Origin of the sequence: Gemmobacter serpentinus (assembly GCF_008973825.1) — a bacterium.
Classification (GTDB): domain Bacteria; phylum Pseudomonadota; class Alphaproteobacteria; order Rhodobacterales; family Rhodobacteraceae; genus Gemmobacter; species Gemmobacter serpentinus.
Window position 1 is genome coordinate 12,900 of the sequence record NZ_WCHR01000016.1, and the last position, 16,253, is coordinate 29,152.

The 16,253-nt window shown below is 65.1% G+C and carries 14 protein-coding genes; 6 read left to right on the top strand and 8 right to left on the bottom strand.

Going from position 1 to position 16,253, the window contains the following annotated elements:
• The first annotated feature begins 76 nt into the window (after positions 1-76).
• From serA to GBJ34_RS08385, 6 genes are all read left to right on the top strand, one after another.
• Complete coding sequence (serA, locus tag GBJ34_RS08360) at positions 77-1,672, top strand: phosphoglycerate dehydrogenase (RefSeq protein WP_192931150.1); 1,596 nt, start codon at positions 77-79, stop codon at positions 1,670-1,672.
• A gap of 126 nt (positions 1,673-1,798) precedes the next feature.
• A complete protein-coding gene (locus GBJ34_RS08365) occupies positions 1,799-2,686 on the top strand; it encodes a LysR family transcriptional regulator (RefSeq protein WP_151718819.1) in 888 nt (295 codons plus the stop codon).
• Positions 2,683-3,582 (top strand): DMT family transporter, encoded by a 900-nt coding sequence (locus GBJ34_RS08370; protein ID WP_151718820.1) that lies wholly within the window; start codon positions 2,683-2,685, stop codon positions 3,580-3,582. The genes GBJ34_RS08365 and GBJ34_RS08370 overlap by 4 nt, the downstream gene beginning before the upstream one ends.
• A gap of 165 nt (positions 3,583-3,747) precedes the next feature.
• Positions 3,748-4,641: a helix-turn-helix domain-containing protein gene (locus GBJ34_RS08375; protein ID WP_151718821.1), complete on the top strand. Its 894-nt coding sequence runs from the start codon at positions 3,748-3,750 to the stop codon at positions 4,639-4,641.
• Positions 4,642-4,743: 102 nt separating this feature from the next.
• Positions 4,744-6,921 carry a TonB-dependent siderophore receptor gene (locus GBJ34_RS08380; protein ID WP_151718822.1) on the top strand — a complete coding sequence of 726 codons (2,178 nt, stop codon included), beginning with the start codon at positions 4,744-4,746 and terminating at the stop codon, positions 6,919-6,921.
• Between the two features lie 68 nt (positions 6,922-6,989).
• A complete protein-coding gene (locus tag GBJ34_RS08385) occupies positions 6,990-8,690 on the top strand; it encodes an ABC transporter ATP-binding protein (protein WP_151718823.1) in 1,701 nt (566 codons plus the stop codon).
• Positions 8,691-8,833: 143 nt separating this feature from the next.
• Here the strand turns inward: GBJ34_RS08385 and GBJ34_RS08390 are convergent, their stop codons facing one another.
• From GBJ34_RS08390 to modA, 8 genes are read right to left on the bottom strand one after another with little or no spacing between them, the layout of a single operon-like run.
• Positions 8,834-9,811, bottom strand: coding sequence for a siderophore-interacting protein (locus tag GBJ34_RS08390; protein WP_151718824.1), 978 nt, complete (start codon positions 9,809-9,811; stop codon positions 8,834-8,836).
• Positions 9,808-10,599 (bottom strand): ABC transporter ATP-binding protein, encoded by a 792-nt coding sequence (locus GBJ34_RS08395; RefSeq protein WP_226341094.1) that lies wholly within the window; start codon positions 10,597-10,599, stop codon positions 9,808-9,810. The genes GBJ34_RS08390 and GBJ34_RS08395 overlap by 4 nt, the downstream gene beginning before the upstream one ends.
• Complete coding sequence (locus GBJ34_RS08400) at positions 10,596-11,579, bottom strand: FecCD family ABC transporter permease (protein ID WP_192931151.1); 984 nt, start codon at positions 11,577-11,579, stop codon at positions 10,596-10,598. Before GBJ34_RS08400 ends, GBJ34_RS08395 begins: the two co-directional genes overlap by 4 nt.
• Before the next feature lie 23 nt (positions 11,580-11,602).
• Positions 11,603-12,595, bottom strand: a complete 993-nt coding sequence (locus GBJ34_RS08405) for a FecCD family ABC transporter permease (protein WP_151718826.1) — start codon at positions 12,593-12,595, stop codon at positions 11,603-11,605.
• Positions 12,592-13,620, bottom strand: a complete 1,029-nt coding sequence (locus GBJ34_RS08410; protein WP_226341095.1) for an ABC transporter substrate-binding protein — start codon at positions 13,618-13,620, stop codon at positions 12,592-12,594. The genes GBJ34_RS08405 and GBJ34_RS08410 overlap by 4 nt, the downstream gene beginning before the upstream one ends.
• A gap of 47 nt (positions 13,621-13,667) precedes the next feature.
• Positions 13,668-14,747 (bottom strand): molybdenum ABC transporter ATP-binding protein, encoded by a 1,080-nt coding sequence (gene modC / locus GBJ34_RS08415; protein ID WP_151718827.1) that lies wholly within the window; start codon positions 14,745-14,747, stop codon positions 13,668-13,670.
• Positions 14,744-15,442 (bottom strand): molybdate ABC transporter permease subunit, encoded by a 699-nt coding sequence (modB, locus tag GBJ34_RS08420; protein ID WP_151718828.1) that lies wholly within the window; start codon positions 15,440-15,442, stop codon positions 14,744-14,746. Before modB ends, modC begins: the two co-directional genes overlap by 4 nt.
• Positions 15,443-15,478: 36 nt before the next feature.
• Positions 15,479-16,243 (bottom strand): molybdate ABC transporter substrate-binding protein, encoded by a 765-nt coding sequence (gene modA, locus GBJ34_RS08425; protein ID WP_151718829.1) that lies wholly within the window; start codon positions 16,241-16,243, stop codon positions 15,479-15,481.
• Positions 16,244-16,253 lie beyond the last annotated feature (10 nt).

Here is a 16,253-nt window from a genome sequence, read left to right on the forward strand (position 1 = left end):
CGCCGTCATCGAATGACATCCGGGTGGGGGCCAGCCCTCCACCCCGTTCTCAAAACGCATCCTGAGGATACCCGATATGGCCCCCCGCGTTCTCGTCTCTGATGAACTTTCCGAAACCGCCGTCCAGATCTTCCGCGACCGTGGCGTCGAGGTCGACTACATGCCGAAGCTCGGCAAGGACAAGGAAAAGCTGGCTGAAATCATCAACCAGTATGACGGCCTTGCCATCCGTTCGGCCACCAAGGTGACCGAAAAGCTGCTGGAAAACGCGACCAAGCTGAAGGTCGTGGGCCGCGCCGGGATCGGTGTCGACAATGTCGACATCCCGGCCGCGTCGAAAAAAGGCGTGATCGTGATGAACACGCCCTTTGGCAACTCGGTCACCACCGCTGAACACGCCATTGCCATGATGTTCGCCATCGCCCGGCAACTGCCCGAGGCCTCGGCCTCCACCCATGCCGGGAAATGGGAGAAGTCGAAATTCATGGGGGTTGAACTGTTCAACAAGACCCTCGGCGTGATCGGTGCCGGCAATATCGGCGGCATCGTCTGCGACCGTGCGGTTGGTCTGCGCATGAAGGTCGTGGCCTATGACCCCTTCCTGTCGGAAGAGCGGGCAAAACAGCTTGGCGTCACCAAGGTGGAACTGGACGAACTGCTGGCGCGCGCCGATTTCATCACCCTGCATGTGCCGCTGACCGACAAGACCCGCAATATCCTGTCGAAAGAAAACCTCGCCAAGACCAAGAAGGGTGTGCGCATCATCAACTGCGCCCGTGGCGGTCTGGTCGATGAAGCGGCGCTGAAGGATGCGCTGGACAGCGGCCATGTCGCCGGTGCCGCGCTGGATGTGTTCGAGGTGGAGCCCGCCACCGAAAACGTGCTGTTCAACCACCCCAATGTCGTGGTGACGCCGCATCTTGGGGCCTCCACCACCGAGGCGCAGGAAAACGTTGCGCTGCAAGTGGCGGAACAGATGTCGGATTATCTGCTGACCGGCGCGGTTGAAAACGCGCTGAACATGCCGAATGTGACCGCCGAACAGGCCGCCGTCATGGGGCCCTGGATCAAACTTGCCTCGCATCTGGGGGCCTTCATCGGCCAGATGACCGATGAGCCGATCAAGGCGATCAACATCCTTTATGATGGCTCGGTCGCCGATATGAACGTGGCCGCGCTCAATCAGGCGGTGATCGCGGGCGTGCTGAAGGCGCATAACCCGGATGTGAACCTTGTTTCGGCCCCGGTCGTGGCCAAGGACAAGGGCATCCAGATCTCCACCACCCGGCAGGACAAGTCGGGTGCCTTCGATGCCTATGTGAAAGTGACCATGGTCACCGACAAGCGCGAGCGTTCGGTGGCGGGCACCTGCTTTGCCGATGGCAAGCCGCGCTTCATCCAGATCAAGGGCATCAATATCGATGCCGAGGTCGGTCAGCACATGCTGTATACCACCAATGAGGACGTGCCGGGCATCATCGGCCTGCTGGGCATGACCATGGGCAAGAACGGCGTGAACATCGCGAACTTCACCCTTGGCCGTTCCGGCGTCGGGGCCGATGCAATCGCCATTCTCTATCTGGACCAGGCGATCAACCCCAAGGTGGTCGAAACGCTGGAGGCAACCGGCATGTTCCAGCAAGTCAAGCCGCTTGAATTCGACGTGGCCTGAGCCACCGCGAGCCGACAGAAAAGGGCCGGGATTTCCTGGCCCTTTTCCATTGGGCGGGCAACTTCGCACAATGCGCCCTTGCCGCCGCGCCGCCGCTGGCTAATCTGACGCGTCAGGACAAAGGGGTTGCGCATGGACAATTGGGACGAGATCCGCACGGCGTTTCAGGTTGCCCGGCTTGGCACGGTTTCCGGCGCGGCCGAGGCGCTTGGCGTCCACCATGCAACGGTGATCCGCCATATCGATGCGCTGGAAAAACGGCTTGGTGCCAAGCTGTTCCAACGCCACGCCCGTGGCTATACCCCCACCGAGGCCGGGCGCGACCTGCTGGGTGTGGCCCAGGCGACCGAAGATCAGTTCGCGCAACTGGCCAGCCGCATCAAGGGTCAGGGCGAACGGGTCTCGGGCGAATTGCTGGTGACCTCGATCACCGGGATCGCCGATCTGCTGTCGCCGGTCTTTTCCGATTTCCAGCGCGCACATCCTTCGGTCATCATCCGCTTCCTGACGGATATGCGGGTGTTCCGGCTGGATTACGGCGAGGCGCATGTCGCGATCCGCGCCGGAGCCCAGCCGCAGGAACCCGATTATGTCGTGCAACCGCTGGTGCGGCTGCGGTCGGCGCTTTACGCGGCGCGCTGCTATATCGATGCGCATGGCCTGCCCGAAAGCGCTGATGATTTCCCGCGCCACCGCTTTATCGGCAATGACAATCTCGACAGCCGCGCGCCGTTCTATCGCTGGCTCCGCGCCCATGTGCCGGAGGAATCCATCTCCTTCCGTGCGACCGAGCCGGAGGCCACGGCGCAGGCAGTCCAATCCGGCCTTGGCCTTGGCTTCCTGCCGGTGCGGCTGGCCGCCAATGACCCCGATCTGGTCGAGGTGATGCCCAGCCAGAGCGATTGGGACGCGCCCCTGTGGATCGTGACCCATGTCGATCTGCATCGCACGTTGAAGGTGCAGACCTTCCTTACCCATCTGCGTCAGGCTGCGGCGGGCTGGGCCGGGGTATGACCCTTGCCGCGCATCACCGCGGGCATCTGGCAATGCTCACCTTTTCGGCGCTGGTGGCAGGATCGTTCTCGCTGGGGCGGCTGGCCGCGCCGCTGATCGACCCGGTGGCGCTGACCGTGCCGCGCTTTGCGCTGGCAGGGGCCTTGGTGGGGGCTGCCGCCTTTGCCGGGGGCAAGGTCACGCGGGCGGCCTTTCGCGCGCCCTGGCGCTATATCCTTCTGGGCGGGCTGATGGCGGCCTATTTCGTTCTGATGTTCGAAGGGCTGAAAACCGCCGCCGCCGTCTCGGCTGCCGCCGTCTTCACCCTGACGCCCCTGATGGCGGCGGGCTTTGGCTGGCTGACGCTGCGCCAGCACCTGACGCCGCGCATGGGCGGCGCGCTGCTGCTTGGCGCGCTTGGTGCGGCATGGGTGATCTTTCGCGGCGATATCAGCGCGCTGTTGCGGTTGGAGATCGGGCGCGGCGAAGTGATCTATTTCTGGGGCTGCGCGGCACATGCGCTTTATGCCCCCTTGGTGCGCAAATGGAACCGGGGCGAGGCGCCGGTGGTCTTCACCTTCGGGATGATGGTTGCGGGCTTCCTGCTGCTGCTCGGCTATGGCGGGCGCGAAGTGCTGGAAACCGACTGGGCCGCCCTGCCCGCCATCGTCTGGATCTGCCTGATCTATGTCGCCATCGCCGCCACCGCCCTGACCTTCGTGGCGCTGCAATATGCCGCCCTGCGCCTGCCCGCGGCCAAGGTCATGGCCTATACCTATCTGGTGCCCAGCTGGGTCATCCTGTGGGAGATCGCGCTTGGCCATGAACTGCCGCCCGCCATCACGCTTCTGGGGGTGGTGCTGACCATCGCGGCCCTGCTTCTGCTGCTGAAAAACGAGCCCGCCCGGGCGGTCTGACCTGCCCGCATGTGCAACTGGCGTGTCGATCTTGCCACAGGCCCGGCTCGTCCTGCGGGCCATGCCGTTGCGCGAATCCGTCATTTTCCATATAACCAATGAAAACAGTCACCTTATCGCGCAGCCAGACCGCGACGCGCATTCCGGGAAAAGGGCCGCACGCGGATGGGTTTTGCGCCAGCCATGACGGCAGAGTTGAGCGGCATCCAAGCCGTCAGCCCATTGCATTTCCGACGCTGGAACGGTGTCATCGCCGATCTCTGGCACGCCAAGGGCGAAGAGGGTGGCCGCGGATTCTACATAGCGCCCTATCCCCGCATCGTGTTGTTTGACGAAGACGCAGCATCTGCCATCACGTTCTTCGAGGGCAATGCCCCCCGCAAAGGCGTCAGCGCGCTGTTCGTGCCTGCCCATATGCCGATGCGGTCGCAGATGTCGCAGGCGCGGCGCTTCTCGCATGTCGACCTGCATCTGGAACAGACGCCGCTGCGCAAACGGCTCAGCGGCCTGACGCTGCGCCGCAGTCTGGATCAGCCGGTCTTTCTGGATCGCGGCAGCCGCATCCATGATCTGACCCGGCTTCTGGCGCATGAGATTGCCCAGCCCACCCGATCCGCGCTGATGCTGGAGGGATTGCTTCTGGCAACGCTGGCCGAGATTTTCGAAGCGATGCCCGAAGAGGATCTGCCCGGCGCGCGCCAAAGCCTTGCGCCACATCAGGTGCAGGCGGTGGCGCGGCTGGTCGATACGCGGCTGGACCATCCGCCCAGCGTGGCCGAAATGGCCGAAGCCGCCGGGTTGTCGGAAAGCTGGTTTGCCCATGCCTTCAAGCAGAGCACCGGGCAAAGTCCGCTGAAGTGGCAGATCTCGCGCCGGATCAAGGCCGCCGCAACCCTGATGCAGCGCGATGCCGATGCCTCGCTGGCCGAGATCGCCGCGGCCACCGGCTTCACCGACCAGTCGCACCTGACCCGCGCCTTCCGCGCTCTGCATGGGATGCCGCCAGCCGCCTGGCGCAAGCGCCATATGGCTGCATTTGCAGCAGAAGCCTTCAACTGACGGCAGGATCCGACAAGCAGGATGCGCGAACCCGACTTAATTACTCGGCAATTGTGCTGCCGGGTCTCTCGGGCGGCCCCGTGACGAGCGAACAGGATTGAAATGACAAACACCTCCTCCATGACCCGCCGCCTTCTGGGTCAGACCGCGATCGTGGCGCTGCTTGCGCCCATCGCGGGCTTTGCGCAAACCGCCCCGGTCACAACATTGGAAGAGGTGGTTCTTGAAGGTCAGATCACTGATACCGGCACCGGCCCGGTTGGCGGTCAGGCCGATCCGACAACCACGACCGGTGCCAAGACCGCCACCAAGCTGAGCGAGATCCCGCAATCGGTGTCGGTCATCGGTGCCGAGGCGATCGCGGCAGGCAATATCAGCAAGGTCGATGCGGCACTGGCCTATTCGGCGGGTGTGCAGGCGCAGCCCTATGGCTATGACAGCGACACCAACTGGTTTTTCGTGCGCGGCTTCTCCGGCACCTCGACGGGGGCCTTTGTCGACGGCCTGCCGTCCTATTCCTACGGCTTTGGCGGCTTTTATATTGATCCCGCCGGTCTTGAGCGGATCGAAGTGCTGCGCGGCCCGTCCTCGGCGCTTTACGGGGCCTCCAATCCCGGTGGCATCGTCAACATGGTGTCCAAACGTCCGACGGACACCCCCGGCGGCACCGACACCCTAGGCGTCGACAGTTCGGGCCGCGTCTGGCTGGAAACCGACCGTCAGGGTGTGACGGCAAGCGATCTGTCCTGGCGGTTCATCGGCAAGGTGGAGCGCACCGACGACATGGGGGTTTTCGATCCGGGTGCCCGCGTCTATCTTGCACCTTCGATCGCCTTCTCGCTGGATGGCGGCACCCAGGTCAATCTGTCCGCAACCTACACCAAGATCGATGAAGATCACGTCGGTGGTGGCTGGCTGCCCTACATTGGCACGGTTGTCGATGCGCCCTACGGCAAGATCGACCGCGATTTCAATTCTGGTGTTCCGGCCTATGACTGGTACAAACGCGACCAGTTCACCCTGTCCTCGGAAATCTCGCATAATTTCGACGGCGGCTGGCGTCTGGTGAACAACACCCGTTTCGGCTGGTCCGATGTTGATGAGAGCACGGTCTATTCCTACGGCTACAATACCGCACCCTGGGGATTCTCACCCACGCCGAACAACCCGGCGACCCTGTCGCGGATCTTCTTCCAGCACCAGTCGGAAACCCGCACCCTCCTGAACGATCTGCGGCTGGAAAACACCTTCCAGACCGGAGGTGTAGAGCATCGCCTGATGTTCGGTCTTGATGCCAAGTGGTTTGAACTGGATCAGGTTCAGGGCAGCGGGTCTGTCACTGCGCTGTCCATCGCGAACCCGGACTATGCCGCCAATACGGTTCTGAGCCCGACAACCCCCTATGCCGACAACGTGGTGAACCAAACCCAGTTCGGCATCTATGCCCAGGACCAGCTGCGTTGGGGCGATGGCTGGATTGCCACGCTGAACCTGCGTCACGACATTGCCCGCACGCGTGTCAGCGATGACCGCACCTTGGGGACCCCCGGCTCACGTCGCAAGGATGGTGAAACCACCGGGCGCATCGGTCTGGCCAAGGAATTTAATAATGGCCTGACAGTCTATGCCTCGGGGTCGACCTATTTCAACCCGCAGGTCGTGACCAACACCGCAGGCAACAGCACGCCGCCCGAAACCGGCCATCAGGCCGAAGTCGGGGTGAAATGGGCGCCGAGCGAAAGCACCATGATCACATTGAGCGCGTTCAACATGACCCGCGAGAATATCTCGCAGTCGCAGTGGAACGGTGCGGGGTATGACTACTTCCAGATCGGTCGCGTTGCCTCCAAGGGCGTCGAGCTTGAAGCACAGCATGACTTCGGCAATGGTCTGAAGGTCAGCGCCTCGGCAACCACGATGGACATCCGCATCAAGGACGACATCAATGCGGCGATCATCGGCAACACGCCCTATATCGCCATCGAGGACATGGCGACGCTGAAAGTCGATTTCAGCCCCGAAACGGTGCAGGGCCTGACCCTGAGCGGTGGCCTGCGCTATCTGGGTTCCAGCTGGGCAGACAATGCCAATACCCTGCGCGTGCCTTCGGCGCTGCTGCTGGATGCGGGGGTGAGCTACGAGTTCACCGATAGCTGGAAGGCCAACTTTGCGGTCACCAACCTGACGGACAAGGTCTATGTCAGCTCCTGCCAGGATGCGACGGGCTGCTATTATGGCGAAGAGCGCCGTGCCTCACTCTCGCTCTCGCACAAGTTCTGAGCAGGCATTACAAGACAACGGCGGCGGGCCGATCCGGCCCGCCTTTCCTATTCTCGGACGGCCCCGATATGCTGCGCGCCTTTTTCGCCTATTACCGCCCCTGGCTCGGGCTTTTCTGGCTGGATTTCGGCTGTGCCGTGCTGTCGGGCCTGCTGGAACTGGTCTTCCCGCTGGCGGTGACCGGCTTCATCGACCACCTGCTGCCAATGGGCAACTGGTCGCTGACGCTGATGGCGGCGGCGGGGCTGATGGCGATCTATGTCCTCAATACCGGGCTGATGGCGATTGTAATCTATTGGGGCCATATGCTTGGCATCAATATCGAGACCGAGATGCGCGCCCGCGCCTTCGACCATCTGACCAGCCTCAGCTGGCGCTGGTTCGACCGCGAACGCACCGGCAAACTGGTCGCCCGCGTGACCCGCGATCTGGAAGAAATCGGCGAGGTGGCCCATCATGGCCCCGAAGACATGTTCATCGCGGTGATGACCTTCATCGGGGCCTTCGCGCTGATGTTCGCGTTGCATCCGGGGCTTGCCCTTATCACGGTGGCCATTGTGCCGGCCACGGCGGTGATCGTTGCGGTTTATGGCGGGCGGATGACCCGCACATGGCAGTCGATCTATGCCCGTGTCGGCGATTTCAATGTCCGGCTGGAAGAGGCGCTTGGCGGCATCCGTGTGGTGCAGAGCTTTGCCAATGAAACCCATGAAAGCGGCCTTTTCGCCCGTGACAACCAGAATTATCGCGTCACCAAGCTGGATGCCTATCGCGTCATGGCGGCCTCCAGTTCATTGCATTACATGGGTATGCGGCTGGTCCAGGTCGTCGTGATGGTGGCGGGGGCCTGGTTCGTGCTGCAGGGGCAGATGAGCACGGGGGCCTTCGTGGGCTTCCTGCTGCTGGTCGGCGTGTTCTTTCGCCCGCTCGACAAGATTGCGGCGGTGATCGAGACCTATCCGCGCGGCATCGCGGGCTTCCGGCGCTATCTGGATCTGCTGGCAACCGAGCCGGAGATCACCGATAGCCCGGCAGCAAAGCCCGCCCCCAGCCTGCGCGGCGATATCCGTTTCGAGCAGGTTGATTTCGGCTATGACAGCCGCCGCCCCGTGCTGCGCGGCATTGATCTGCAAATCCGCGCCGGTGAGACCGTGGCCTTTGTCGGCCCGTCAGGGGCGGGCAAGACCACGCTTCTGGCCCTGCTGCCCCGGTTTTACGAGCCGTCTTCGGGCCGGATCACCATTGACGGGCTGACGCTGGACAGCATGACGCTGAACAGCCTGCGCCAACAGATCGGGCTGGTCAGTCAGGATGTGTTCCTGTTCGGCGGCACGCTGCGCGAGAATATCGCCTATGGCCGCCTTGGCGCGACCGAGGCAGAGATCCTTGACGCCGCCGCCAAGGCCGAACTTGGCAGTTTCATCGCGGGGTTGCCGCAGGGGCTTGATACCATCGTCGGGGAACGCGGTGTGATGCTGTCGGGCGGCCAGAAACAGCGCATCGCCATCGCCCGCGCCTTCCTGAAAAACCCGCCGATCCTCATTCTGGACGAGGCGACCTCGGCTCTGGACAGCGAGACCGAGCGCGCCATTCAGGACGCGCTGGATGCACTGGCGGTCGGGCGCACCACGCTGGTCATCGCGCATCGCCTAGGCACTATCCGAAAGGCCGACCGCATCGTGGTGATGGAGGCCGGGCGCGTGGCCGAAGCCGGCACCCATGACGAGCTTCTGGCGCAAGACGGGCTTTACGCGCGGCTTGCTGCCTGACCGCAGCCTTTGCCGGATATGAAACCTGCCAAACCGGCAACCTTGACCTGCAACCTTGTCAGGCCTGCGGCTTTGCCAGACATGATAATGCCCGCGCCTCAACCGGGCGCGGGCATTTCATTTTGCGCAGCCCGCATGGGCTTTCATCCCCAATAGGCGGCCGCAGTAAAATCGCGCTTGGCAAAGCCCCGGCCCGACAGAAAGGCGCGGGCCGCGCGGGCGTCGTCGTCGCGCCCGGCAAACCAGACATGGCGCCCCGGCGCGGGCTCCGGGTTGGCCGCCATCAACGCGACCAACAGATCGGGCACACAGGTCACGCGGATGTCCTGCGCAAGATCGGCGATGTCTTCGCGCCTGGCCCGCAACACCGCAGACACCCGGCCCGGAGCCAGATCCAACATGCGGCGCATGGCGGGCAAGGCCGTCTCATCGCCAAATAGCAGCAAATCGCTGGCCTCAGGGCACATGCCGCCCCCCGGGCCCATCACCCCCACCGTCACGCCCACCGGATTGCGCGCCGCCCAGTCACAGGTCGGGCTGCCCGCATGGCGGAAGATATCGAAATCAAGCCAGTCTTCGCCCTGAGCCGCCGCCGTATAGACCGGGCGATGCAAAGCATCCGCGCCATCGGGCCAGACCGTGCGACCATTCACGCCGATCACCGGCCAGACCGGCGCACGGCCCTCAGGTGCCAACAACAGGCGGAAATGCAACCCGGTGCTGGCATAACGCGTGCAATCCGCACCACGCAGCCGCACCCGCAGATAGGTTGGCGAAAATTCCGTGATCCTTTCGACCTGCATCAGCGCGACGCCGGGTGGCAGGGCCCCGGCATCGACATGATCCCAGCCGACCGTCACTCCCTCGGCCTCCAACACCTCGGCCACGGCGTCGCGGATGAATTGCACCACGCGCTTTTCCGGCGCGCGAATGGTCAGGCGCGCCCCTTCGCCGGCCAGGCCTAGGCTCAGCGTGCCGCCCCAAAGCGGGATCTGGAGAAAGCCATCGGCGTCTGAGACCTCAAGCTCCCATTCCACCGCGCGGGCCCGCAGCGCGGCAGCCGCCGCGCCCGCGCCCTGATCGATCAAACCGCTGCTGCGGTATTCCCCAAGCGCGCTCATAGCGGCACCACCATGGGCGTTGCCGTCACCGGATCGGGCATCACCCGCGCCTCCAAACCGAAGGCGCGCGCCAGATGCAGCGGTGTCAACACCGCCTCGGGCGCGCCTTCGGCCACAAGGCCATCGCGGCCCAGCAGCACCAGATGGTCGCTGTGGCGCGCCGCCAGATTGAGATCGTGCAAAACGCTGATCACCGTCAGCCCCCTTTCACGATTGAGCCGCTGGAACAGCCGCAGAACCTCGATCTGATGCGGCAGGTCCAGCCATGTCGTCGGTTCGTCCAGCAGCAGGATCTCTGTTTCCTGCGCCAGAGCAAGCGCGATCCATGCGCGCTGGCGCTGGCCACCGGACAGCTCGGAAATCGGCCGCTCAGCCATGTCTTCCAGATGCACGGCGGCCAGCGCGCGCGCGACCGCCTCACGGTCCGCCGTGCTCCAGCCCGACAGCAAGCCGCGCCAGGGCGCGCGGCCCCGGCCCACCAGATCGGCAACCGTGATGCCTTCGGGTGCCAGCGGCGCTTGCGGCAGGATGCCAAGGCGGCGCGCCAGCAGGCGGGGTTCATAGCCGCGCAGATCGCGCCCACCCAATTGCACCGACCCGCCCTGCGGTACGATCAGCCGGCCCAAGGCGCGCAGCAGCGTGGACTTGCCGCAGCCATTCGGCCCAAGGATCGCAGTCACCCGCCCCGATGGCATCCGCAGGCTCAGATCCCGCAGCACCGCCCGGCCCGGATAGCCCAGCGTCAGGCCACGCACCTCAAGATCATTCTGTCCGGCTGGATCACTCACAACCCGCCCCTTTCGATTTCAAGCGACAGACGCCACAGCAGATAGGGCGCGCCCAAAAGCCCGGTCAGCAGACCCAGCGGCAGGCCGACACCCGGCACCGCCGCGCGCGCCACCAGATCGGCCCCGCAGGTGATCAGCGCGCCGGTCAGGGCAGCCGCCAGAAGCGCAGGCCCGATGCGGCGCGCGCCAGTGATTGCGGCGCCCAAAGGCCCGGCCATCAGCGGCACGAAGGCCACAGGCCCCGCCACCGCCACGCCCGCCGCCATCAGACCCACACCCGTGGCCGCCAGCCACATCCGCGCCCGCCCGGCCCGCAGGCCCAGCGATTGTGCCAGATCATCGCCCAGATCCAGAAGGCTCAGCGCCCGGACCTGCAAGACCAGCAGCAAGATGAGGATCAGCCCTGGCAGCCAGATCTGCGCCACATGGCCCCACCCCCGCGCCGCCAGTGACCCGCTCAACCAGCGCTGCGCCTCCAAGGCCAGCGGCCCCGGCAGGGTCAGCATGAGGAAAGCCGCAAGCGCCGAACAGGTGAAACCAAAGCCAAGCCCCACCAGCACCAGCCGCAAGGGGGCAAGCCCCTCATCCCGGCGATGCGCAAGGATCGCGACCGACAGCGCGGCCAACACGCCACCCGTGGCCGAGACCAGCGGCGGCGGCAGGGTGATACCAAAGGCAAGCGTGATCATCATCGCAAGGCCCGCCCCGGGGGCAAAGCCCATCAGATCTGGCGAGGCCAGCGGGTTGCGCAGCAGGCGCTGGAACAGCGCGCCCGACAGGCCAAGGCAGGCCCCGGCCCCAAGCGCGGTCAACACGCGCGGCGCGCGCAAGAACCGCACAGTCAACGCCGCAGGTCCCTCCTCACCACGCAGGCCCTTCCAGATCTCGGCCAGCGGCATCGCGGTCTCGCCCAACGTGATGCCCAGCACCGTGACCACCAGCAGCGCCGTCGCTAGGATGGTCCAGCGGAGGCTTCCCATACCCGCGCCCTTCGCCCCCGCCGTCATGCCAGTGCCCCCGGCCGGACGCGCCGCGCCAGCGCGATGAAGACCGGCCCTCCGACAAGGCCGACCATCAGCCCGGCGCGCACCTCGCCCGGCTGCAGGATCAGACGCCCGGCCACATCGGCCAGCAACAGCACCGCAGGCCCCAGCAGCAGCGCGGCAAGCATCTGCGCCCGCAGGCCTGCGCCCACGATGCGGCGCGCCAGCTCCGGCACGATCAGACCGAGAAAGGCAATCGGCCCAGCCACCGCGACCGATGACGCGGCCAGCATGGCGACCAGGATCAGCCCCGCGGCCTTCACGCGGCCCGCCCGCGCGCCAAGCCCGCGCGCCATGCTGTCACCTAGGGACAGCAGTTCCAGCCGCGGCGCGATCAGCAGCGCGATCAGCGCCGACAGCGCCACCAGCCCCGCCATGGCCGCAAGCGGCCGCCCGGCGGCCTGCGTCAAGGAGCCAACGGTCCAGAAGCGCAGCACCTCCACCCCCTCGGACCGCAGCAGAACGATGCCCGTGGTCAGCGACAAGAGCAGCGCGTTCAGCACCGCCCCGGCCAGCGCCAGCCGCATCGGCCCGGCACCACCGCGCCCCATGCCACCAATGAAGAACACCGCGATCATCGAGGCCAGCGCGCCGGGAAAGGCCAGCGCCACCACGATGCCGCCATCGCCGCGCCCGGCGATCAGCGCGCCGGTCACCACGGCAAGGGCCGCCCCCGCATTGATGCCAAGCGCACCGGGCTCGGCCAGCGGGTTCCGGGTCAGTGCCCGCAGGATCACCCCGGCCAGACCAAGTGCCGTGCCCGCGATCAACCCGGCCCAAAGGCGCGGCAGGCGCAGGTCAAGAAAGGCGACATGATCGGCATCATAGGGGTCAAAGCTGGTCAGCGCGGCCCAGGCAGCGGCGGGTGGGATCATCCGCACCCCGACCAACAGCGCCAGCAGAACCGCGATCAACAGCGCCAGCGGCAAAAGGAACCCGGCCCGCATGGTCATTGGCCCACCAGTCCTGCGGCCTTGGCCGAGGCCACGACGGTTGCCGGATCGCCATCAAGGGCTGCCGCAATATCGGCCTCCAGCGCGTCCAGCGCATAGGGCAGCGACAGCACGCTGCCATGCGCCATCGCGCTACCGACCAGCATCCCGGCAAACACCTCGCGCCCCTGACGATGCGCGGCCAGGGTGCGCCGCATCGGCAGCGCCGAGAGATCGGCATCGCGGTCAAATGACGATACCCAGATCAGCAGATCTGCATCCAGCGGCGACAGATCCTCGGGCGACAATTCCTGAAAGAAATTGCCCCGTGGCAAGTCCAGAACCTTTTGGGTCTGGGCAAAGCCCATTTCCTCGACAAAGGCCGCGCGGCTGTCGCCGGGCAGAAAAACCCCAGTGCTGCCCGCCCAGTGATAGGCCGCAGCCCCGGTCAGGCCGGCGCTGCCCAGCCGCTGGCCTGCCGCGGCAAAGGCTGCGTGAACCTCGGCCACGCGGGCCTGCGCCTGGGCCAGCCGTCCGGTGGCGCGGCCCAGCGTCAGGGTCAGGGTATCCCAGGGCGTGCCATAGGCACCATCGGGTGCGGCATGGACAAGGGTCGGGGCGATATGGCGCAGCACGTCATATTCTTCGGCGCTGATACCCGCGCCTGTCGCCACGATCAGATCCGGCTCCAGGGCCGCGATACGTTCCGCCGAGACCTCGCCCCGGATCACCTCGGGGCGGGCACCGCGCAGATGAGGTTCCGCCCAAGGCCAGACGCCGCTTTCATAGGGACCATACCAGAAACGCAGCGCCACCGGCACCACATCCAGCGCCAGCAAGGTATCATGCGAGGTATAGCCCAACGACACCACGCGCTGTGCGGGTGCCGTCAGCACCGTGCGGCCATAGGCGTGATCGAAAACGAGTGGTTGCCCAGCCCAGGCAGGCGCAGCCAGCAGGGCAGCCCCGGCACCGGCCAGGAACCGGCGGCGGGTCAAGAAATCCTGCGATGCGAAGGGTTTGGGCACCATGGTGCCGATCTGCATAATTTTACAAAATCAGTCAACTATTATCGGAGGCATTTGCCACAGTTTCAAGCACGCTCACGCAGCAATGAGGCGCTTTTCACGATGGCATGAACCCGTTGCCCCGGCACTAGGTCCAGCGCCGCCGCGGAACGGCGGGTCAGGCTGGCCAGCAGCACCGCCCCGCCCGCGCGCAGTCGCACCATCATCATCGCCGCGCCGTCGGGGTGCAGATCGATCACCTCGGCCTCCAACACGTTCAGGGCCGAGATCCCCTCGGGCCGGGTCCGCGCCAGCATCACGTCGCGGGCGGGAATGCGCAGCCGCAAGACCGCGCCGGGATCGGCCCGCAGATCGGGCAACCAAAGCGCACCCGCCAAGGTTTCGAGCCGCGCCATCCCGTCATCCTCTCGCCCGATCATGCGCGCGTCCAGAATGGCACCCGCCTCATCGGCGGCAAAACCTGCCGCCGGATCGGTCAGCACCTGTTCGGCGGGTCCGGTCGCCCGCACCAGCCCGTCCTCCAGCACGACCACATTATCGGCCAGCCTTGCCACCTCGGACATGGAATGGCTGACATAGAGAATGGTCAGGCCCAACTCATCGCGCAGCTGTTCCAGACAGGGCAGGATCTCGGCCTTGCGGGCCGTATCAAGGGCGGCCAGCGGCTCATCCATCAGCAACAGGCGCGGATTGCCAAGAATGGCGCGCCCGATCGCCACGCGCTGTTTCTCGCCGCCCGAAAGGCTGCCGGGGCGGCGCGACAGCAGCGGACCGATCCCCAGGATCTCGATGATCTCTGTCTCATCCATGACTTGCGCCATGGCGTGTTTGCGGGTGAACCACCTGCCATAGCGCAGGTTCTGATGCACCGTCAGATGCGGGAAAAGGCGCGCATCCTGAAACACATAGCCGAGGCGGCGCTGATGCGGCGGCAGGTTGATTCCCAAGGCACTGTCCAGCAGCACCGTGTCATCTGCAACAATCCGGCCTTCATCGGGTCGCAGCAGCCCCGCCACTGCCTGCACCACCGTGGTCTTGCCGCAGCCGGAACGGCCGAACAGCACGGTGATGCCGCGCGGAGCCGCAAAGGCGACATCCAGCACCAGCGCCGGAAAGGTGTGTCGCATCTGAAAGGTCAGCGTCATGATCCTGCAATCCTGCGGGCCACGGCGCGGCTGATCGCCTCTGAGAGCAAAAGCGCCGCCATGGCGATCACGATGGACACCAGCACAAGGCGCGCCGCAATCGGCTCGCCCCCCGGGATCTGTAGCGCGGCATAGATCGCCGAGGGCAGGGTCTGGGTCTGGCCGGGAATGTTGGACACGAAGGTAATCGTCGCGCCAAACTCTCCCATCGCCTTGGCAAAGGCGAGGATCATCCCGGCCACGATCCCCGGCAGGATCAAGGGCAGGGTCACGGTTGCAAAGACCCATGGGCGCGCCGCCCCCAGCGTGCCCGCAGCCTGTTCCAGCTTTGGGTCAACCGCCTCGATGGCGAGGCGGATCGCCCGCACCATCAGCGGAAAGGCCATGACCGCCGCCGCCAGTGCCGCCCCGGTCCAGCGAAACGCAAAGACCGGCCCGAACCACGGATCGAGCAGTGCCCCGATCCAGCCTTTGCGCCCAAAGGTCAGAAGCAACAGATAGCCCGTCACCACCGGCGGCAGAATCAACGGCAGATGCACCAGACCGTTCAGCAGCGCATGGCCGCGAAAACGCCAGCGCGCAAGCGCATAGGCCACGAACAGACCAAGCGGCAGACTGGCGATCACCGCCCAGAATGACACGCGCAGCGATAGCATCACTGCCTGCCATTCGGCCGGAGAAAGCCAGTCCGTCATCCTGATCGCGTTCCTGTCAAATCGCCGGGTTTCGGCTTATTTGTCCGACAGGATCACGAAACCCTGTTCGGTGAAAGCGGCCTTCGCTTCATCCGATTGCAGGGCGGCATAGAAATCCTTGTCGGCCTGATCGGCGGCACCGGTCAGCAGGGCGGACGGATAGATGATCGCCGGATAGCTGTCAGCCGGGAAGGTGCCGACCACGGTCACTTCATCCTCGGCGGCTGCATCGGTGGCATAGACGATGCCATAGGGTGCCTCGCCGGTGGCGACCAGCGCAAGCGCCGCGCGCACGTTATCGGCCTGTGCCACCGACGGCTCGACCGCCGACCAGACGCCCAGCTTTTCCAAGGCTGCCTTGCCGTATTGGCCGGCAGGCACTGAATCGACCAGACCCATGGCCAACTTGCCCTCGCCCAACAGGCCCTTCAGATCGAAATCCGCGCCGATCGTGACCGGCACCGCATCCTTGCCATGCGCAATCAGCACCAGCGCATTGCCCAGCAAATCCTTGCGGCTGTCATCGGCTATGGCACCGGCTTTCTCGACCTCGTCCATCCAGTTCACCGCAGCCGAGACGAAGATATCTGCAGGTGCGCCCTCGATGATCTGTTTGGCCAACTGGTTGGAGCCCGCATAGCTGACCAGCACCTCATTGCCGGTCTTTTCCTTGAAATCGGCCGCAATCCCGTCCAGCGCGGTTTTCAGCGAGGCGGCGGCGAAAACCACGACCTCTTCGGCAGCGACAGGGCTGGCAAGGCCAAGAACAAGCGCCGTCAGCGCGGGCAGGCGGAAGGACATGGGCGGCTCC

Coding starts and splice junctions, on each gene's coding strand:
- serA (WP_192931150.1), top strand. CDS start 77: ATGGCCCCCCGCGTTCTCGTCTCTGATGAACTTTCCGAAACCGCCGTC.
- GBJ34_RS08370 (WP_151718820.1), top strand. CDS start 2,683: ATGACCCTTGCCGCGCATCACCGCGGGCATCTGGCAATGCTCACCTTT.
- GBJ34_RS08375 (WP_151718821.1), top strand. CDS start 3,748: ATGGGTTTTGCGCCAGCCATGACGGCAGAGTTGAGCGGCATCCAAGCC.
- GBJ34_RS08380 (WP_151718822.1), top strand. CDS start 4,744: ATGACAAACACCTCCTCCATGACCCGCCGCCTTCTGGGTCAGACCGCG.
- GBJ34_RS08385 (WP_151718823.1), top strand. CDS start 6,990: ATGCTGCGCGCCTTTTTCGCCTATTACCGCCCCTGGCTCGGGCTTTTC.
- GBJ34_RS08390 (WP_151718824.1), bottom strand. CDS start 9,811: ATGAGCGCGCTTGGGGAATACCGCAGCAGCGGTTTGATCGATCAGGGC.
- GBJ34_RS08400 (WP_192931151.1), bottom strand. CDS start 11,579: ATGGGAAGCCTCCGCTGGACCATCCTAGCGACGGCGCTGCTGGTGGTC.
- GBJ34_RS08405 (WP_151718826.1), bottom strand. CDS start 12,595: ATGACCATGCGGGCCGGGTTCCTTTTGCCGCTGGCGCTGTTGATCGCG.
- GBJ34_RS08410 (WP_226341095.1), bottom strand. CDS start 13,620: ATGCAGATCGGCACCATGGTGCCCAAACCCTTCGCATCGCAGGATTTC.
- modC (WP_151718827.1), bottom strand. CDS start 14,747: ATGACGCTGACCTTTCAGATGCGACACACCTTTCCGGCGCTGGTGCTG.
- modB (WP_151718828.1), bottom strand. CDS start 15,442: ATGACGGACTGGCTTTCTCCGGCCGAATGGCAGGCAGTGATGCTATCG.
- modA (WP_151718829.1), bottom strand. CDS start 16,243: ATGTCCTTCCGCCTGCCCGCGCTGACGGCGCTTGTTCTTGGCCTTGCC.